Raw genomic sequence first — 19,098 nt, forward strand, 5'->3', positions numbered from 1 at the left:
AGTGAAAGGGTCTTTTTTCGTTAGCTGAGACGTTGAGGACCGGCGCGGATACCCTGCGCCTGACTTATCCAGGCCGGGATGCTAAATGCGGTTTGTGGCGCAAAATACGCCCGGGAGAGGTGGCGAACAATCGCCGGCGGCGTGCCCTCCTGCGTGAGCATCGCGTTGAGCGTATTCAGTAAGGCGATATGATGCGCCTGTAATGGCGACGGCGCGTCGGCAACGGGCAGCGTTTGCGGTGCCATTGCAAAAGAAAGGTGGCGAATCACCGTGCGAATAGCGTGCTGATGCCAGTAATCTACGGTGAAATTGGGACGACGGTTAGAGGCTTCTAACAGCGCAAGATGGCTAAAGTTAACTTTAGACGCGGTGCTGGCGGTCGTCCTTGCAGGCGTATTGGTTTCGGCGGCGTTACTGAGCGCGGGCAAACCAAAACTCGCCGCGACCATCCCTAATAAGAGATGCGGCCAGAAGTATCGTCTGCCTAACTGTCGCCAGCGCGTCAGTATTCCACTCACGTCATTGCCACCTGATATGCCCCTCGTGGGCTTACGGAATCAAAACAATTTGCGCATAAATCTTATCATTAAAGCGTACGCGCTACAGCAGTAATGACGAGAAACAAAGATAAAAAATGGCTAAGAAAACAGCGAACGCGCCGTATTTCGATTTAGAGCCTATCCCACCAGGCGTTATTGGCGCAGCCAGTTTGGACACGGACAGCGCGCAAAAACCGGAGCGTACACGTAGTACGTGAGGATTTTGAGCACTGCCCAGGTCCAAAATGGCAAGTAAAATAGCCCTAATGGGATAGGCTCTTAATCCTGCTAAACAGGCGCGGGTATAGAGAGAAACATTGTCTTCCGGCACCAGGCGACCTTGACCAAAAAAACAGCGTTGGCGTTGTTTACCCACTATCATCGGAAGATCAAACAGTTTACAACGTTCTTCGGTCAGATATAGACGCTACCATGGCGGATGGTTAGCGTCATCTGTTCAACCGTCATGATTTCAGCGGCGAAAATTATATCGCCTCGTGGGTACGATTATCATCATCCAGCGTCATTACACTGTGGCCTTTATGAATACTCTAACGTCGAGATTCCACAGCGTTCTTAATACTTTCGCGGATAGCAGCTAATCGCTCGCAAATCACTGCATCCCGTTCAAGGATCTTATTTTTACGTCGCTGGTTATCCGGTGTCGGATTCTCTTCGAGATACTCGAGCACCTGTTTATATTCTTTATTCAGCTTGCTATGATACTTTACCAGTAAGGCTTCAATCTTAGACGCTTTTTCAGGTGTTAATCCTTCACTTGCTCTTTCATAATCATGACAAGCAGTGGCTATATCATGAATAGGTAACGAGACCCCTTTTATTACTGAAGAGATAAGGCTAGCCACGAGGATACCGCCTGCCCGCGAGGGTTCCACAACGAGTGACTTTATTTTTGCCCCACACTCCCAGATGGTACCTTTCTCGGCAGATTTTATTTTCCGGTCAATTTCCTGGGTTTTTAAATGCGGGTTAGGATTTATTTTATTGCTTACAACGCCTGCGGCATAATCGTAAAGCTTTTTACCTGCCCACGCTAATCCTGCGCCGATCCCCACGCCGATGAGCGTCCCCAAGCCGGGAGCGATTGCCGTGCCGATGACAGCGCCCAACACGCCACCAGCGACACCAATCCCAGTGTGCATCCCCGTTTGCAACAAGAGTTCGAGCGTTTTATTCTCTTTAAAACGCTCAACAGCTTCATGGCTATTAAGTACGTTTAACGATTTCTGAATGGAGTGCAACTCATGCTTGAAGGCAGATTGTATTTTCTTGAAATTCTTCACATCCTTCAACGTCATTTTCTCTTCTTCAAGAGAACTCATTTCTCCCGGCACAGGTACAGGTACAGGTACAGGTACAGGCATGATACAAGGCGAACACAGAACCTTTTCAGTTTTTAAAGTTCCGCTTGAATTTTCTTCAGCAAACATTCTCCATAACGAATTCAGCCCATTACATATATCGATATCGGGGAAAGTCATTTTTACATAACCATTGGCATCAACGACATATTGATAAAGAAAATCTTTCATCAATTCACTAATCTCAGAGACATACAAAGGGAGCTGCCCTGTAGATAGCACCAATTGGTAGGCATTACTCTCACCGCAGCATGGGGTCACCGCGTTTATAGAAACGCGTAATGGATCTGCTGTTTCATGTGGATAAAGTTTAAGCTGGTTAAGAAACATACCAAAGTGCACTGTTCGTTCTTCATCGCCTCCAACAATAATAGCAGGCTCAACGAAATCGAAATCATTCTCATCTAAAGGAAAATGAGCGCGCGCAGGCAATAGCACACCATCGTTTACGGCAGATATTAGAGAGAAAATCATCATACTGCGTGCTCCCCTTTATTAGAGAAGTTATTATATAAAAAATTATTCCATATCTTTCCCCTTTTAGTTACCAGGCATTTACCTGATTATAGTTCTCATTTCCAACCATGGCTGCAGGTCATCCTGTACCGGTCTGGCCACTGGCTGATTTTCTCTGCTGCAGCAGCTCTTATCCGGAGAGACAGAGCATATCCGCCATGTTTATTTGCCCGTTTTTCAATTTTTACGTTACTTTTTGGCCATTTGCGAAGGATGTGAAGGGAATATCGTTGAGTTCACAGTATTACTGGCCAGTCAGGTTACTGCGCGACAGATAATAACATGTTGTTTTTTATTCAATGGTTCAGCATGGTTTTGACATCAACTGATGCCATCTGAGTTGTGGTTAGAGGCCGCTAATATTATTTGCTGAAATTATTATGAAAAAATCAATTCGCCGGGAGTCCACGCTAAAATAGCCGTATTAAGAGAAGCGCAGATAAAGGATAGTAAAAAAAACGACTGGCTCGCCTGGCCGGAGAGAGTGCCAGGTTAACCAGTCGAATTTTATACGACAGCGTATGTCGTTATGCCAGTACTGTCGAAGGCGCTTTGAAAGCCAACGGCAGTTCTGCGTCGTCCTGGAAGGTCACAAATTCCCAGGCTTCCTGTTTTGCCAGGACTGCCTGTAACAACTTGTTATTCAATGCGTGACCGGATTTATACGCGGTAAACGCACCAATAATATTGTGACCACACATGAACAAGTCACCGATCGCGTCAAGCATTTTGTGACGAACGAATTCATCTTCAAAACGCAGGCCGTCTTCGTTCAATACGCGATAATCGTCAACAACGATGGCACAATCGAAGCTGCCGCCCAGGCACAGGCCGCGGGACTGCAGATATTCGATATCACGCATAAAACCGAAGGTACGCGCACGGCTGATCTGGCGCATGAACGCATCCGCAGAAAAGTTCATCGCGTAGCGCTGGCTGCTGGAATCAATCGCCGGATGGTTAAAGTCGATGGTGAAATCCAACGTAAAACCATTGTACGGTCTGAATTCAGCCCATTTATCGCCATCTTCAACCCGAACAGTCTCTTTGATGCGTACGAATTTTTTGGCGCAGTTCAGTTCATCAATACCGGCATCAAGCAGCAGGTAGACAAACGGAGCGGCACTGCCATCCATGATCGGGATTTCCGGGGCATTAACCTCAATAACGATGTTATCGATACCTAAGCCCGCCAGAGCAGCGTTCAGGTGCTCAACGGTTGAAATCCGTACATCATGCTCATTCACCAGACACGTACAGAGCATGGTATCACGCACAGATTTGGCATCGGCCGGGAAATCTACCGGTGGATTCAAGTCGGTGCGACGATAGATGACCCCGGTATTGGCCGGCGCAGGGCGTAATGTCAGGGTGACTTTTTTGCCGGTGTGTAAACCGACGCCAGTCGCCTGAACGATACGTTTAAGTGTCCTTTGTTTGATCATCGTATAATCTCGCCAAATTACCTATCCAACCGAAGTGTACTATACATTCGGTGGGCCAGTTTAGCACAAAGAGCCCAGAATCCCAAATTCCAGCCAATTCTTAATCAGCTTGCTTACGCAGGAATGCGGGGATATCCAGATAATCCGGCTCTTTCGCCGCCTGTGGCGTATTGTCGTTAACCACTTTCGCGACCGTTTTTTGCTCCTGCGTCAGCGGCGCCATACCGTGCTGCTGATAACGATCCAACACCGGCTGCTGCACCTGTTTATTGGTGACCAGAGTGATTTCCGGACGTTTGTCCATACCAATACCGGTCGCCACTACCGTCACGCGCAGTTCATCATTCATATCCGGGTCCAGAGAGGTACCGATAACCACGGTGGCATTATCCGACGCAAACGCGCGAATGGTGTTACCGACGGTTTCAAACTCATCCAGACGCAGGTCGAAGCCCGCCGTAATGTTGACCAACACGCCGCGCGCGCCGGACAGGTCGATATCTTCCAGCAGCGGAGAGGAAATAGCCATTTCAGCCGCTTCTTCCGCACGGTCTTCACCGCTCGCCACGCCGGAGCCCATCATTGCGTAGCCCATTTCAGACATCACGGTACGCACGTCAGCAAAGTCGACGTTCATCAGGCCCGGGCGGGTGATCAGCTCTGCGATCCCCTGAACCGCGCCTTTCAGCACGTCGTTAGCCGCGCCGAACGCGTCGAGCAGGGAGATACCACGGCCCAGCACTTTCAGCAGCTTGTCGTTCGGGATGGTGATCAACGAATCCACATGCCTGGACAGCTCGGTGATACCCTGCTCCGCAAATGCCATGCGCTTTTTGCCTTCAAAATTGAAAGGCTTAGTCACCACGGCAACGGTCAGAATACCTAAATCTTTTGCCACTTCAGCAACCACTGGCGCCGCGCCGGTTCCGGTACCGCCGCCCATGCCTGCCGCGATAAATACCATGTCTGCGCCTTCAAGCGCCGCACGCAGCGCTTCACGGTCTTCGTCCGCCGCATTACGGCCGACTTCCGGGTTAGCGCCGGCGCCCAGACCTTTGGTAATGCCGCTACCAATTTGAATGGTCTGGCCAACCGCCGTTTTACGCAACGCCTGAGCGTCGGTATTCACCGCGAAGAATTCAACACCTTCGATGCGCTCGCGCACCATGTGTTCAACAGCGTTACCGCCGCCACCACCGACGCCGATGACTTTAATCACCGCGTCGTTGGTTAGTTCCATAGGTTCAAACATAATCTCTCTCCGTCATGTGCCTGTCGCCTGAGGCCGTAATATCTGGCGGCCTCATAAAAATTAAAACTCTTTTCGCAGCCAGCTATTAAGTCGCTTGATCCACGAGCCAACTGATGCCGTAACACGTTTTTCCACTTCTGCTTCACCGTTTAAGTGGGACTCTTTCCCGTAGTGAAGCAATCCCACCGCCGTTGAGTAATACGGCTCCTGGGCATAATCCGTCAGACCGGTGATATTCAGCGGCGCGCCGATACGCACCTGCGTATGAAACACGCGCTGAGCGCAAGCAGCAAGCCCTTCGATTTGCGCCGCGCCGCCGGTTAACACAATCCCCGCCGCCAGGTGATGTTTTACCCCTTGTTGGCGAAGCTGTTCCTGTAATTGCAATATCTCTTCGTTGACCAGATTGAGCAGCTCGGTGTAACGCGGCTCAATCACTTCCGCCAGCGTCTGACGTTGCAGGCTGCGCGGCGGACGCCCACCTACGCTCGGTACTTCAACGCTCTCGTCTTTACCGACGATGGAACCCAGCGCGCAACCGTGGCGGACTTTAATGGCTTCAGCATCGCTCGGCGGCGTACCAAAGGCATAAGCGATATCGCTGGTCACCACATTCCCCGCGTAAGGGATCACTTTGGTATGACGCAGCGCGCCGCCAGTATAAACGGCGATATCCATTGTACCACCGCCGATATCCACGACACAGACGCCCAGTTCACGTTCATCTTCCGTTAACACGGAATAACTGGCCGCCAGTCCGGCAAATATCAGTTGGTCAACTTTCAGACCACAACGTTCAACAGCTTTGACAATGTTTTTTGCCATATCGTTGTGGCAGGTAATCAAATGTACTTTCGCCTGCATACGCACGCCGGAAAGACCGACCGGATTTTTAATGCCTTCCTGGTAGTCAATGGCATACTCCTGAGGAATCACATGCAGCACGCGATGTTCATCGCGCACGCGCACTGACTTCGCAGTATGCACGACGTTTTCCACATCTTCCTGCGTCACTTCCTCTTCGGAAATGGGCACCATACCAATTTCATTCTGACAGCTAATATGTTTGCCGGAAAGCGCCAGATATACCGAGGAGATCTGGCAATCAGCCATCAATTCCGCCTGGTCAATGGCGCGCTGAACGCATTTCACCACTGACTCAAGGTCATTCACCCCGCCTTTATCCATACCCCGCGATGGGCAACTGCCCACGCCAATGATATTGACCATACCGTCGGGCAGAACTTCCCCTACTAAAGCGGCAACCTTCGCGGTGCCAATCTCCAGTCCTACTACCAGTTTTCTGTCCGTCGCCTTGATCATTGTTGTTCTGCCTGTGCCTGATTCTGTTGCTGATTAGATTCCTCAGGGGGGAGCGGCGCCCAGCCAACTGCCGCACCTGAGTCATAACGCAAATCAACGTAGCTAATCCGTTTGCCATCGGTTTGCGCCTGCTGCTGTAAAACCGGATAGAGTTCTACAAAGCGAGCCAACCTTTTCATCGTATCGCCCCTGCCGAGATTGAGCTTAATGCCGTTATTAAGCGTCAATTGCCAGGAGCGACGTGCGGTCATCGCCGCTTCCTTTAGAGTGAATTTATCCTTAGCCAGCACCTGCCCCATCTCGCGGTATCCCTGCAATACTTCACTCGCGCTGCCTTCCGGGCCATACAACATGGGTAAAACCTGTTTGCCGATGCGGTCTGACGGCACGCTGAAGGTGTTCCCTTCAGCATCGACCATATGTTGATCATTCCAACGCGCAATCGGCACATATTCAACCAGATGAATCTTCAATTCATCAGGCCACTGTTTTCTGACGCTGGCCTGTTTAATCCACGGCAAACGCTCAATCTGGCTCTGGATAATGTTCACATCCTGCGTCATGAAGGTTCCCGGCGCGCCCAGAGCCAGTATCGCCTGACGGATATCATCGTTACGCGTGTAGTGACGCTCGCCGGTTAATACCAGCTTTGATAACGGTAAACGCTGCGCATCTTCCATCCACCCTAACACGACCCACCCGCTAACAAACACGGTGCACAGTACCGTCAGCAGGAACAGTATTCCTGCAAGACGCGTTCCATTGTTACGGCGTGAAGAAGGCGTCTCTTCATCACTGTTTCGCGTGTTCAGCGCAGCCTGCGACATATCAGTCCGCCAACTCCAGAATTCGTACCACTAACTGCGAGAAGCTCATTCCCGCCTGACGCGCCGCCATCGGCACCAGACTATGGCTGGTCATCCCCGGAGAAGTATTGGCTTCCAGCAGATAAAACTGACCATCGCTGTCCAGCATGACGTCAATACGCCCCCATCCCGTGCAGCCTAAAGCTTTCCATGCCTGCAGGACGAGAGACTGTAGCGCGGCTTCCTGGGACGCGTCTAAACCGGCAGGGCAGAAATACTGAGTCTCATCAGAGAGATACTTCGCCTCATAATCATAGAAGGTTCCTGCCGGTTGGATACGAATTGACGGTAAAATTTCTTCGCCAACTATCGCCACCGTAAATTCCGGACCGCACAGCCATTTCTCAATCAGTATTTCGTCATCATGCTGAAAAGCCAATGATAACGCCCCCTGTAAAGCGTTTTCTTCTACTACTTTCGTCATACCGACGCTGGAGCCTTCACGGCTGGGTTTGACGATCAGCGGTAAACCCAGCGCCGAAATTCGCGCTTTTTGTTCTTCGCTAAGGCCTTTTTCAAACCCGGCGCGCGTCAGCGCGACCCACGGCGCAACCGGTAAGCCTGCGCCCTGCCACAGCAATTTACTGCGCAGTTTATCCATGGAAAGCGCCGAGGCCATCACACCACTGCCGGTATAAGGCAGGCCGAGCAGTTCAAGCATTCCCTGTAAGGTGCCATCTTCACCGCCGCGGCCATGCAACGCAATAAAGGCCTTCTGAAAGCCCATTGCTTTAAGCTGCGCAACATCAACCTCTTGCGGATCGACGGGATGCGCATCAATGCCGCCTTCACGTAACCCGGCCAACACTGCCGCGCCGGAATTTAACGAAACGTCCCGCTCCGCAGAGGTTCCGCCCAACAGGACCGCGATTTTATCAGCCATGTTGCTCTTCCTCCTGGATTTGCGGCTTCAGCTTGATTTCAGATAAGTAACGCGCAATTTTGCCAACATTTCCTGCGCCTTGCACTAATATCAAGTCGTTACCCGTCAGCACCGGCGCTAACATTGTCGCAACCTGAGCCGGATCGGAAACCAGAATCGGGTCAATTTTTCCCCGATTACGAATCGTGCGACATAAAGAACGGCTATCCGCGCCCGGAATCGGCGCTTCGCCCGCCGGGTAAACGTCCAGCATCAGCAGCGCATCAACCTGGGTCAGCACATTGGCGAAATCGTCATACAGATCGCGCGTGCGCGTGTAACGGTGCGGCTGAAACAGCATCACCAGGTTTTTATCCGGCCACCCTGCTCGCGCAGCTTTAATGGTGGCGTCTACTTCGGTCGGATGATGGCCATAGTCATCCACCAGCATCGCCGTCCCGGCTTTACCATTCACCGGCTCAAGCGGGAACTCGCCGAGGAAGTCAAAACGACGCCCGGTCCCCTGGAAGCTTTCCAGCGCGCGCAGGATAGCGTCATCGGCGATGCCTTCTTCGGTCGCTACCGCCACTGCCGCCGCGGCATTCAGGGCATTGTGGCGACCCGGCGCATTCAACGTGACATGCAGATCCGGCATTCCCTGGCGCAACAGCGTAAAGTGCCCCTGCGGCCCTATCTGCTGATAATCTTCTACGCGGACGTCAGCATCCTCGCTAAAGCCATACGTCGTGGTCTGACGCCCCACCCGCGGCAGCAACTCGCGGATGACCGGATCGTCGATGCACATTACCGCGCGACCGTAGAACGGCAGGTTATGCAGGAAGTTAATAAACGTCTGCTTTAAATTTTCAAAGTCGCCATGATAGGTATCCATATGGTCGGCTTCGATGTTGGTGACGATCGCGACCATCGGCTGCAAATGCAGGAAGGACGCGTCGCTCTCATCTGCCTCGGCAATCAGGTAACGACTATGGCCCAGACGCGCATGAACGCCTGCGGCTTTCACCAGACCGCCATTCACAAAAGTCGGGTCCAACCCCGCTTCGGCATAAATACTGGACACCATCGCGGTCGTTGTGGTTTTTCCGTGCGTCCCGGCAATGGCGATGCCGTGGCGAAAACGCATCAGTTCCGCCAGCATTTCCGCACGGCGAATAACCGGAATACGCGCTTCATGCGCCGCGACAATTTCCGGGTTATCCGCGGAAATTGCGCTGGAAACGACGACCACGCTGGCATCACGCACATTTTCCGGACGATGGTTAAAGAAAATCGTCGCCCCCAGGCTCGTCAACTGCTGGGTCACCGGATTCGGCGCTAAATCGGAACCACTGATCTGATACCCTTCATTGGCCAGAACTTCGGCAATACCGCCCATACCAGCACCACCGATGCCGACAAAGTGAATGTGCCGAACGCGACGCATTTCGGGCACGATGGAACGCAGTTTTGCCAGTTGTTGTGTATTCATTCTTTACGCCATTAACTCCAATACCCGCCATACTTCAAATTGCAGATGCGTTGGCTTGCCTGCAACCCAAATTATTGAGGGTAGAAAAACCCTGCGATGCAAAAGGCACCGCCACAAATTATGTCCGGGCAACCCGGCTGACTTCACTGGCGACGCGTTCGGTAGCATCCGGAATGGATACCGCGCGGGCACGCTCCGCCATGGTTAACAACGCCTCGCGCGACCACCCCGCCAGGGTGTCGGCGACAGCCTCTACAGTAAACTGCGGCTGCTCAAAAATCTTAGCTGCGCCGGCGTTTTCTAACGGCAGTGCATTCCAGTACTGCTGCCTGTCTTTATGCTGAAACGGCACGAATATCGCCGGTAATCCGGCGGCGGCGATCTCGCTCACCGTTAAAGCGCCGGAACGGCACACCACCACATCCGCCCACGCATAGGCGGCGGCCATGTCATCGATAAATTCCGTCACCTTATGCTGCGGTTGTCCCGCCCCGGCATATGCCTGCTCTACCGTGAGCTGCGCGCCTTTTCCGCTTTGATGCCAGATTGTAACCGTATCGCCCAGTCTGGCGGCAACCTGCGGCATCGTCTGGTTCAGGACTCTCGCCCCCTGAGAACCGCCGACCACCAACACGCGAATCGGGCCGTCACGACTGGCCAGACGCACCTGCGGCAACGGCAACGCCAGTACGTCGGTACGCACCGGGTTACCCACCACTTCCGCGTTCGGAAACGCACCGGGAAACGCCTGCATCACCGTGGTCGCGATTTTGGCCAGCCACTGATTGGTTAGCCCGGCGATACCGTTTTGCTCATGCAAAACGACCGGAATACCCAATGACCAGGCGGCAAGACCGCCGGGGCCGGAAACATAACCGCCCATTCCCAGCACGACATCCGGCTTAAACCGCTTCATGATCGCCCGAGCCTGCCGCCAGGCGTTAAAAATCCGCAGCGGCGCCGCCAGAAGCGCTTTTACGCCTTTACCGCGCAGACCGGAGATCCGAATAAAGTCAATGTCGATGCCATGCTTCGGCACTAAATCCGCTTCCATACGATCGGCGGTACCCAGCCAGCGAACCTGCCAGCCCTGGGCCATTAAATGATGCGCAACGGCCAGTCCCGGGAACACGTGCCCGCCGGTACCGCCCGCCATCACCATTAACCGCTTCGGTTGACCACTCATCGAGAACCTCGTGTAAACGCCTGCGCTTTTTCCAGACGCGTTTCATAATCAATACGTAATAAAAACATAATGGCCGTCGACATAATCAACAGACTCGACCCGCCATAACTGATCAGCGGCAGCGTAAGACCTTTGGTCGGCAGCATCCCCGCAGCCGCGCCAACGTTTACCAGCGCCTGGAAACTAAACCAGATACCGATAGAACACGCTAAAAACCCGGAAAAACGGTGGTCAATCTCCAGCGCTTTACGGCCAATCGACATCGCGCGAAAAGCGACGAAGAATACCATTAAAAGCGCCAATACCACACCGATATAACCCAGTTCTTCCCCAATAATGGCGAAGATGAAATCGGTGTGCGCCTCCGGCAAATACTCCAGTTTCTGCACCGAATTCCCCAGCCCTTGCCCCCATATCTCACCGCGACCAAAAGCCATCAGCGACTGTGTTAGCTGATAACCGCTGCCGAACGGATCTTCCCAGGGGTTCCAGAACGAGGTAACGCGGCGAATACGATACGGTTCGGCGAGGATTAACAGAATCACCGCCGAGATGCCCATCCCGATAATGGCGATGAACTGCCATAATTTCGCCCCGGCGAGAAACAGCATCGCCAGCGTGGTGACAAACAGTACGACCACCGTCCCGAGATCAGGCTGCGCCAGCAGTAACACCGCCAGCACCAGAATCACGCCCATTGGTTTTAAAAAGCCGCGCAGGTTATTTCGCACCTCATCAACCTTACGCACCAGATAGTTCGCGAGGTAGCAGAACAGCGACAGCTTGGTAAACTCCGCAGGCTGAATACGCAGCGGCCCCAGCGCAATCCAGCGCGACGCCCCGTTAACCGAGCTCCCGACGACCAGCACGATAAGCAGCATAATGATCGACGCAATCAGCATCGTCGTGCTGTATTTTTGCCAGAAGGTCATGGGCAAACGTAGCGTGACCATCGCCAGACAAAATGCCAGGAAGATATAGAGCGCATCACGTTTGGCAAACAAAAATGGATCGTTCGCCAGGCGCTGCCCGACTGGCATGGAGGCCGACGTCACCATGACAAAACCAATCGCCGCCAGCCCGAAGGTCAGCCATAACAGCGTGCGGTCGTACATGATCAGACTGTCGGCGTCTTTATCGCGCGAAGCCATCACCCAGCCTTTAAGCGCCGCAAACAGCCAGGCCAGGAGGCCAAAGCCTGGTACGCGCGGCATTCTCAGACGGGGGAGAGATAAACGCATCAACCTAACTCCTTCGCCAGACGGGTAAAGACGTCACCGCGTTGCTCAAAGTTCTTGAACTGGTCAAGGCTGGCGCAGGCGGGCGACAGCAGCACCATATCACCCGGCTGAACGCGCGGCGCCAGCAAACGCATCGCCTCTTCCATCGTCTCAGTCTGTTGGGCGATTTCCGGACGCAGTGCGGCAAGCTGCGCGCCATCGCGCCCAAAGCAATACAGGCGGATACGATCGCCGGTCAGATAGCGTGTCAGCGGAGAAAAGTCTGCCGACTTACCGTCGCCGCCCAGCAGCAGATGCAGCGTACCGTCCACATGCAAACCGTTTAGCGCCGCTTCGGTACTGCCGACGTTGGTCGCTTTCGAGTCGTTGATCCAACGTACGCCGTTATGCTCCAACGCCAGCTGGAAGCGATGCGCCAGACCGGTAAATGTCGTCAACGCCTTCAAACTGCTGGCGCGCGGCAGACCTACGGCATCCGCCAGCGCCAGCGCCGCTAACGCATTGGTATAGTTATGCTGCCCGGAAAGCTTCATCTCTTTCACGTTCAGCACCTTCTCGCCTTTGACTCGCAGCCAGGTTTCGCCCTGCTGACGATTAAGGTGATAATCACCCATATTGACGCCAAAGCTGACGCAGCGCTCATCGGCCCCACGAACCGGCATCGTCAACGCATCATCGGCATTCACTACGCACACTTTCGCCTTCTCGTAGACGCGCAGTTTCGCCGCCCGGTACTGTTGCAAACCAAACGGATACCGGTCCATATGATCTTCAGTGACGTTGAGCACCGTTGCCGCCGCCGCTTGCAAACTTGACGTGGTTTCCAGTTGGAAACTGGATAATTCCAGCACGTACAATTCGCGATCGGCATCCAGCAGCATCAGCGCCGGAAGACCGATATTGCCGCCAACGCCGACATTGACGCCCGCCGCTTTCGCCATCTCGCCCACTAAGGTGGTCACGGTGCTTTTGCCGTTCGAGCCGGTGATGGCCACAATCGGCGCTTGCGCTTCGCGGCAAAACAGTTCGATATCGCCGACAATTTCCACTCCAGCGCTGGCGGCAGCGCTAAGAGAGGGATGCGCCAGAGCAATACCAGGGCTGGCGACGATTAAATCCGCCCCTAAGAGCCACTCGTCGTTCAGGCCGCCAACGTGACGCTCAACCTCTTGCGGCAGCTTATCCAGACCCGGCGGCGTCACGCGAGTATCCATCACCCGCGGCGTCACGCCGCGGGCGAGAAAAAAGTCCACGCAAGAGAGTCCGGTTAAGCCCAGACCGATAATGACGACGTTTTTGTCCTGGTAATCAGCCATGATTAACGTACCTTCAGCGTTGCCAGGCCAATCAGCACCAGCATCAGCGAAATAATCCAGAAGCGCACAATCACGCGCGGTTCCGGCCAGCCTTTCAGTTCATAGTGGTGATGGATAGGCGCCATACGGAAAATACGCTGTCCGCGTAGTTTAAAGGAGCCCACCTGCAGGATGACCGACAGAGTTTCCACCACAAAGACGCCGCCCATGATCACCAGCAGAAATTCCTGACGCAGCAGCACGGCGATAATGCCCAACGCGCCGCCCAACGCCAGCGATCCGACATCGCCCATAAAAACCTGCGCCGGATAGGTGTTAAACCACAAAAATCCTAATCCCGCGCCGACAATCGCCGTACAGACAATCACCAGCTCGCCCGCATGACGTAAATACGGAATATGCAGGTAATTGGCGAAGTTCATGTTCCCGGTCGCCCAGGCCACCAGCGCAAAGCCGGCGGCAACAAAAACAGTCGGCATGATCGCCAGGCCATCAAGCCCGTCGGTCAGGTTTACGGCGTTACCCGTACCGACGATGACAAAGTAGGACAGCAGAATGTAAAACAGCCCCAATTGCGGCATAACATCTTTAAAGAACGGCACCACCAGTTGGGTCGCGGGTGTGTCTTTCCCGACGAGATAAAGCGCAAAGGCCACGCCGAGCGCGATAACCGACATCCAGAAATATTTCCAGCGCGCAATCAGCCCTTTGGTATCTTTCCGCACCACTTTGCGATAGTCATCGACAAAACCGATAATGCCGTAGCCAATCAATACCACCAGCACGCACCAGACGTACGGGTTAGACGGGTAAGCCCATAACAGAACGGAAATCACAATCGCCGTCAGGATCATGATGCCGCCCATCGTCGGCGTACCGCGTTTACTGAAATGCGATTCCGGGCCATCGTTACGTACCACCTGGCCAAAAGAGAGTTTTTGCAGACGAGCGATCATACGCGGGCCCATCCATAAAGAGATGAACAGCGCGGTCAACAGGCTGACGATGGCGCGAAACGTCAGATAAGAAAAGACGTTAAAGCCGGAATAATATTTGACCAAATGCTCGGCCAGCCAAACTAACATGAACCTTTCTCCTGTAACGCATGAACCACATCTTCCATCGCGGCGCTGCGTGATCCTTTCACTAAAATAGTCATCATTGGTTGCTCCTGAAGCAGAGCGTGTAAACGCGCAATGAGTGCGGCTTTATCGGCAAAATGTTCGCCGACGCCGCTGGCGTGGCTGATAGCCTGACTGAGTTTTCCGGTGCTTAACACGCGATCAATACCCGCCGCTTTTGCGGCCTCGCCAACCTGGAGGTGGCACGCTTCGCTTTCTGCGCCCAGCTCGGCCATATCGCCTACCACCAGCACGCGGTAGCCGGGCATTTCAGAAAGAACCTGCACTGCGGCGGTCATCGAACCGACGTTGGCGTTATAAGCGTCATCCAGTACCAGTTGGTTTTCACTTAATTGAATCGGGAACAGACGCCCGGGTACGGCTTTTAACGCCGCCAGCCCTGCTTTAATCGCCGTCAGCGTCGCCCCCACCGCCATTGATAAAGCAGCGGCCGCCAGCGCGTTGGCAATATTGTGCCGCCCCGGCAACGGCAGCAGCACATCAATGCTGCCCATCGGCGTTTGCAGGGTAAATTCGGTACCGTGTGACGTCACGTGGATATTCGCAGCGGTAAAGTCGCTGTTTGCCGCATTCGGCGAAAAACGCCACACCTGACGATCGCCAATAATGCTTTGCCAGTTCAGCCAGTCATTATTATCGGCATTCATAATCGCGATACCGTTCTCAGGCAAACCGGTATAGATTTCGCCTTTCGCTTTCGCCACGCCGGCCAACGAGCCGAAACCTTCCAGATGCGCCGCCGCCAGGTTATTGACCAGCGCCGCTTCCGGGCGCGTCAGGCTAACGGTCCAGGCGATTTCTCCCTGGTGGTTAGCGCCTAACTCGATTACCGCATAGTCATAATCATGGTTTAAGCGCAGCAGCGTTATCGGCACGCCGATGTCGTTGTTAAAATTGCCTGCGGTATACAAAGTATTTCCGCACTGGCTAAGAATCGCGGCGGTCATCTCTTTGACCGAGGTTTTGCCGGACGAACCGGTTAACGCCACCACCCGCGCCGGTACCTGCATACGTACCCAGGCGGCCAGTTGGCCAAATGCCTGACGCGTGTCTTTTACAATCACCTGCGGAAGATCGATATCCAGAGGACGACTGACCAGCAGGGCGCCAGCGCCGTTCGCTTTTGCTTTATCAGCAAAATCATGCGCATCAAAGCGTTCCCCTTTCAGCGCCACGAACAGGCATCCCGGCGTCACTTTCCGTGTGTCGGTAATGACCGTATCGAGCGTGAGATCCGCCCCGCGGTGTTCGGCGCCAAGGACATCGGCAATTTTGCTGAGCGTTACGCTAATCATGCGATCACCCCCAGCAAACGCGCTGCGGTCACGCGGTCTGAATAATCAAGACGCTGCGTGCCGACAATCTGGTAATCCTCGTGCCCTTTACCTGCAATCAGCACGACGTCATTGTCTTTTGCCTGCATAATGGCATTGGTTACCGCCTCAGCGCGGCCTTCCATTACCCTGACCTGCCCGGCATCCAGCATTCCGGCCAGAATATCGTTGATAATGGCGCGCGGCTCCTCGGTACGCGGGTTATCGTCAGTCACCACGACGATATCCGCGAATTCTTCGGCAATGGCCCCCATGAGTGGGCGCTTACCTTTGTCACGATCCCCGCCACAGCCAAAGACGCACCACAATTTTCCGGCGCAGTGCAGGCGCGCCGCCTGCAACGCTTTTTCCAGCGCATCCGGCGTGTGCGCGTAATCCACCACCACCGTCGGTTTGCCTGGCGCAGTGAACACTTCCATCCGCCCGCAAACCGGCTGCAAACGCGCGGCGGTTTTCAGCAAATCCGTTAACGGATAGCCCAGCGCCAGCAGCGTCGCCAATGCCAGCAGTAAGTTGCTGACGTTAAACGCGCCCATCAGGCGGCTTTCGATTTCGCCTTCACCCCAGCTTGAAGCAAAACGAATCGTCGCTCCGCGGTCGTGGTACTCCACCGCCTCCGCTTTCAGCCAACGACCATGACAGTTAGGGTTGATATGCCCTTCCATTGATACCGCGACCGCATCGGGTAGCGACGCCAACCAGCGGCGTCCAACTTCATCATCGGCGTTGACGATTGCCTGACCGTGATGGTGGGTGGAATAAAGCATCCATTTTGCCGCCTCGTAATGCGCCATATCGCCATGATAGTCGAGATGGTCGCGGCTCAAATTAGTAAACACGGAGGCGGCAAATTTCAGCGCCGCCACGCGATGCTGCACCAGGCCGTGAGAAGAGACTTCCATCGCGCCGAAGGTCGCGCCCTGCGCAACCAGACTGGCCAGCACATGCTGAACATCCACAGCGGAACCGGTTGTGTTCTCCGTCGGGATCACTTTACCCAACAGTCCGTTGCCTACCGTTCCCATCACTGCGCTGGTTTCGCCGAGCAACTGGCTCCACTGCGCCAGTAGTTGGGTGGTGGTGGTCTTGCCATTGGTGCCGGTCACCGCCACCAGACGCATGTTTTCAGATGGCTCATGGTAAAAGCGGCCCGCCAGCGCAGATAAACGCTCATTGAGCTGGCTGAGATAGACGACCGGTACGCCGTGCATTTCGCGAATCTCACCGTCGGCCGCCTCGTCTTTCGCCTCTGCAATAATGGCAGCTACGCCTTGCGCTATCGCCTGCGGGATATATCGACGCCCGTCCGCCTGATGACCCACCACTGCCACAAAGAGATCGCCCGCCGCAGCCACACGGCTGTCGAGCGTCATCTCTCGCAGTTCTCGCGCGGGTAGTCCAGCCACCCACGGAGCAAGAAGGTCGCGCAAATTACGATCTGCCACCTGTTCCCTCGCCTTGATTAATTACGAATTCATTTTTTTCGCCCGTTGCCAGCGCGTCCGGTTCGATGTTCATGGTGCGCAGAACGCCGCCCATGATGGCACCAAATACCGGCGCGGAAACGGCGCCGCCGTAGTATTTACCCGCCTGCGGATCGTTGATGACAACCACCAGCGCGAAGCGCGGCTGACTCGCAGGCGCGACGCCTGCGGTGTAAGCAATGTATTTGTTGATGTAGCGACCGTCCGGCCCCACTTTTTTCGCCGTACCGGTTTTAATCGCGATACGGTAGCCTTTAATCGCCGCCTTCACGCCGCCGCCGCCCGGCAGCGCTACGCTTTCCATCATATGCACCACGGTGCGTACGGTGGATTCAGGGAAGATGCGTTCGCCGGGTACAGGCGGATCAACTTTGGTAATCGACAGCGGGCGATAAATGCCATAGCTGCCGATCGTTGCATAGACTCGCGCTAACTGTAACGGCGTTACCATTAGCCCGTAGCCGAAAGAGAAGGTGGCCCTCTCTATGTCGGACCACCGTTGTTTTTGAGGATATAAGCCACTGCGTTCTCCGACCAACCCCAAATTGGTCGCCTTTCCTAGCCCAAAACGTGAGTAAGTATCTACTAACGCTGAGGACGGCATCGCTAACGCCAGTTTGGATACGCCGACGTTACTCGACTTCTGTAGAACCCCGGTCAGGGTTAATTCGCTGTAGCGCGCCACGTCTTTAATTTCGTGGCCGTTAATTCGGTATGGAACGGTATTCAACACCGTATTTTCGTTGACGATACCGCGCTGAAGCGCAGTCATCACCACCATCGGCTTAACCGTAGAACCCGGTTCAAACACGTCGGTGATGGTACGGTTACGCATCGCGTCTTTCGGCGTACCGGCAAGGTTGTTAGGGTTATAGGAAGGGCTATTCGCCATCGCCAGTACTTCACCGGTATTGACATCGACCAGCACCGCGCTACCGGATTCCGCCTTGTTAAACGCCACCGCGTTGTTCAGTTCGCGGTAAACCAGCGCCTGTAAGCGTTCATCAATGCTTAACGCCAGGTTGTGCGCTGCCTGACTGTCAGTGGAGGAGATATCTTCAATCACGCGGCCATAGCGGTCTTTACGCACGATTCGCTCGCCAGGCTGACCGGTAAGCCACTTATCAAAGCTCTTTTCAACGCCTTCAATCCCCTGACTGTCGACGTTGGTAAAACCGATGAGGTGAGCGGTTACTTCTCCTGACGGGTAGTAGCGGCGGGACTCTTCACGCAAATGAATCCCCGGCAGTTTGAGTTTTTTGATGTAGTCCGCCATGTCAGGATTTACCTGGCGCGCCAGATAAATAAAACGCCCTTTCGGGTTGGCGTTGATACGGGCAGAGAGCTGATCGAGCGGAATATTGAGCGCAGTAGAAAGCGCTTTCCAGCGATCGCCGACGCTGATGCCGCCGGCGTCATGAACTTCTTTCGGGTCGGCCCAAATAGCCTTAACCGGTACGCTGACCGCCAGTGGACGCCCGGAACGGTCGGTAATCATACCGCGTGAGGTGGAGACTTCCTGAACACGCAGCGAACGCATATCGCCCTGACGCACCAGCATATCCGGGGCGATAATCTGTAGCCACGCCGCGCGTCCAAGTAAAAAAACCAACGCCAGTAAAATACAGCCGCACAGCAACGCAAAACGCCAACTGATGAAGTTGGTCTGTTCTTCCTGGCGTTTCGATTTTTGCGTTTTTGCCGCTGCTTTCATGCGTCGC

15 protein-coding genes and 1 pseudogene are annotated in these 19,098 nt (G+C 54.3%); all 16 read right to left on the reverse strand.

Annotated elements, in window-relative coordinates; genetic code table 11:
• Positions 1 to 20 precede the first annotated feature (20 nt).
• Positions 21 to 518 carry a secA regulator SecM gene (gene secM, locus ACLD4K_RS10125; protein ID WP_411011791.1) on the reverse strand — a complete coding sequence of 166 codons (498 nt, stop codon included), beginning with the start codon at positions 516 to 518 and terminating at the stop codon, positions 21 to 23.
• 394 nt (positions 519 to 912) lie between these two features.
• Positions 913 to 1,090, reverse strand: a pseudogene (locus ACLD4K_RS10130) (3,4-dihydroxy-2-butanone-4-phosphate synthase); the annotation flags it as partial.
• Entirely contained in the window at positions 1,091 to 2,398 is a 1,308-nt protein-coding gene (locus ACLD4K_RS10135) for a hypothetical protein (RefSeq protein ID WP_411011792.1), read from the reverse strand.
• 566 nt (positions 2,399 to 2,964) lie between these two features.
• Positions 2,965 to 3,882: a UDP-3-O-acyl-N-acetylglucosamine deacetylase gene (gene lpxC / locus ACLD4K_RS10140; protein ID WP_000595487.1), complete on the reverse strand. Its 918-nt coding sequence runs from the start codon at positions 3,880 to 3,882 to the stop codon at positions 2,965 to 2,967.
• A 100-nt stretch (positions 3,883 to 3,982) separates the two neighbouring features.
• Positions 3,983 to 5,134, reverse strand: coding sequence for a cell division protein FtsZ (gene ftsZ / locus ACLD4K_RS10145; RefSeq protein ID WP_111753461.1), 1,152 nt, complete (start codon positions 5,132 to 5,134; stop codon positions 3,983 to 3,985).
• 60 nt (positions 5,135 to 5,194) lie between these two features.
• Complete coding sequence (gene ftsA / locus ACLD4K_RS10150) at positions 5,195 to 6,457, reverse strand: cell division protein FtsA (RefSeq protein WP_000588463.1); 1,263 nt, start codon at positions 6,455 to 6,457, stop codon at positions 5,195 to 5,197.
• Positions 6,454 to 7,284, reverse strand: coding sequence for a cell division protein FtsQ (gene ftsQ, locus ACLD4K_RS10155; RefSeq protein ID WP_000075728.1), 831 nt, complete (start codon positions 7,282 to 7,284; stop codon positions 6,454 to 6,456). Before ftsQ ends, ftsA begins: the two co-directional genes overlap by 4 nt.
• A gap of 1 nt (position 7,285) precedes the next feature.
• A complete protein-coding gene (locus tag ACLD4K_RS10160) occupies positions 7,286 to 8,206 on the reverse strand; it encodes a D-alanine--D-alanine ligase (RefSeq protein ID WP_411011793.1) in 921 nt (306 codons plus the stop codon).
• On the reverse strand, positions 8,199 to 9,674 hold the full coding sequence (gene murC, locus ACLD4K_RS10165) for a UDP-N-acetylmuramate--L-alanine ligase (RefSeq protein ID WP_411011794.1): 1,476 nt from the start codon (positions 9,672 to 9,674) through the stop codon (positions 8,199 to 8,201). The genes ACLD4K_RS10160 and murC overlap by 8 nt, the downstream gene beginning before the upstream one ends.
• Before the next feature lie 118 nt (positions 9,675 to 9,792).
• Positions 9,793 to 10,860: an undecaprenyldiphospho-muramoylpentapeptide beta-N-acetylglucosaminyltransferase gene (murG, locus tag ACLD4K_RS10170; protein WP_411011795.1), complete on the reverse strand. Its 1,068-nt coding sequence runs from the start codon at positions 10,858 to 10,860 to the stop codon at positions 9,793 to 9,795.
• Positions 10,857 to 12,101 (reverse strand): cell division protein FtsW, encoded by a 1,245-nt coding sequence (gene ftsW, locus ACLD4K_RS10175; RefSeq protein WP_001239803.1) that lies wholly within the window; start codon positions 12,099 to 12,101, stop codon positions 10,857 to 10,859. The genes murG and ftsW overlap by 4 nt, the downstream gene beginning before the upstream one ends.
• The gene (gene murD, locus ACLD4K_RS10180; protein WP_242105368.1) at positions 12,101 to 13,417 is read right to left on the reverse strand and encodes a UDP-N-acetylmuramoyl-L-alanine--D-glutamate ligase; all 1,317 of its coding nucleotides are present in this window, start codon (positions 13,415 to 13,417) and stop codon (positions 12,101 to 12,103) included. The genes ftsW and murD overlap by 1 nt, the downstream gene beginning before the upstream one ends.
• A 2-nt stretch (positions 13,418 to 13,419) precedes the next feature.
• Positions 13,420 to 14,502: a phospho-N-acetylmuramoyl-pentapeptide-transferase gene (mraY, locus tag ACLD4K_RS10185; protein ID WP_000964138.1), complete on the reverse strand. Its 1,083-nt coding sequence runs from the start codon at positions 14,500 to 14,502 to the stop codon at positions 13,420 to 13,422.
• Positions 14,496 to 15,854, reverse strand: a complete 1,359-nt coding sequence (murF, locus tag ACLD4K_RS10190; RefSeq protein ID WP_000626637.1) for a UDP-N-acetylmuramoyl-tripeptide--D-alanyl-D-alanine ligase — start codon at positions 15,852 to 15,854, stop codon at positions 14,496 to 14,498. Before murF ends, mraY begins: the two co-directional genes overlap by 7 nt.
• Positions 15,851 to 17,338 carry a UDP-N-acetylmuramoyl-L-alanyl-D-glutamate--2,6-diaminopimelate ligase gene (gene murE, locus ACLD4K_RS10195; RefSeq protein WP_001726862.1) on the reverse strand — a complete coding sequence of 496 codons (1,488 nt, stop codon included), beginning with the start codon at positions 17,336 to 17,338 and terminating at the stop codon, positions 15,851 to 15,853. Before murE ends, murF begins: the two co-directional genes overlap by 4 nt.
• The gene (ftsI, locus tag ACLD4K_RS10200) at positions 17,325 to 19,091 is read right to left on the reverse strand and encodes a peptidoglycan glycosyltransferase FtsI (RefSeq protein ID WP_000642235.1); all 1,767 of its coding nucleotides are present in this window, start codon (positions 19,089 to 19,091) and stop codon (positions 17,325 to 17,327) included. The genes murE and ftsI overlap by 14 nt, the downstream gene beginning before the upstream one ends.
• Between the last annotated feature and the right edge of the window lie 7 nt (positions 19,092 to 19,098).

This window comes from Salmonella sp. 741265055_HSA, from assembly GCF_046569525.1.
GTDB classification, from domain to species: Bacteria; Pseudomonadota; Gammaproteobacteria; order Enterobacterales; family Enterobacteriaceae; genus Salmonella; species Salmonella enterica.

What these genes read in the sequence shown, in the direction of transcription:
- mraY (WP_000964138.1), bottom strand. Translation starts at nt 14,502, where the DNA reads ATGTTAGTTTGGCTGGCCGAGCATTTGGTCAAATATTATTCCGGCTTT.
- ftsI (WP_000642235.1), bottom strand. Translation starts at nt 19,091, where the DNA reads ATGAAAGCAGCGGCAAAAACGCAAAAATCGAAACGCCAGGAAGAACAG.
- ACLD4K_RS10160 (WP_411011793.1), bottom strand. Translation starts at nt 8,206, where the DNA reads ATGGCTGATAAAATCGCGGTCCTGTTGGGCGGAACCTCTGCGGAGCGG.
- murF (WP_000626637.1), bottom strand. Translation starts at nt 15,854, where the DNA reads ATGATTAGCGTAACGCTCAGCAAAATTGCCGATGTCCTTGGCGCCGAA.
- lpxC (WP_000595487.1), bottom strand. Translation starts at nt 3,882, where the DNA reads ATGATCAAACAAAGGACACTTAAACGTATCGTTCAGGCGACTGGCGTC.
- ftsQ (WP_000075728.1), bottom strand. Translation starts at nt 7,284, where the DNA reads ATGTCGCAGGCTGCGCTGAACACGCGAAACAGTGATGAAGAGACGCCT.
- ftsW (WP_001239803.1), bottom strand. Translation starts at nt 12,101, where the DNA reads ATGCGTTTATCTCTCCCCCGTCTGAGAATGCCGCGCGTACCAGGCTTT.
- murG (WP_411011795.1), bottom strand. Translation starts at nt 10,860, where the DNA reads ATGAGTGGTCAACCGAAGCGGTTAATGGTGATGGCGGGCGGTACCGGC.
- murC (WP_411011794.1), bottom strand. Translation starts at nt 9,674, where the DNA reads ATGAATACACAACAACTGGCAAAACTGCGTTCCATCGTGCCCGAAATG.
- ftsA (WP_000588463.1), bottom strand. Translation starts at nt 6,457, where the DNA reads ATGATCAAGGCGACGGACAGAAAACTGGTAGTAGGACTGGAGATTGGC.
- murD (WP_242105368.1), bottom strand. Translation starts at nt 13,417, where the DNA reads ATGGCTGATTACCAGGACAAAAACGTCGTCATTATCGGTCTGGGCTTA.
- ACLD4K_RS10135 (WP_411011792.1), bottom strand. Translation starts at nt 2,398, where the DNA reads ATGATGATTTTCTCTCTAATATCTGCCGTAAACGATGGTGTGCTATTG.
- ftsZ (WP_111753461.1), bottom strand. Translation starts at nt 5,134, where the DNA reads ATGTTTGAACCTATGGAACTAACCAACGACGCGGTGATTAAAGTCATC.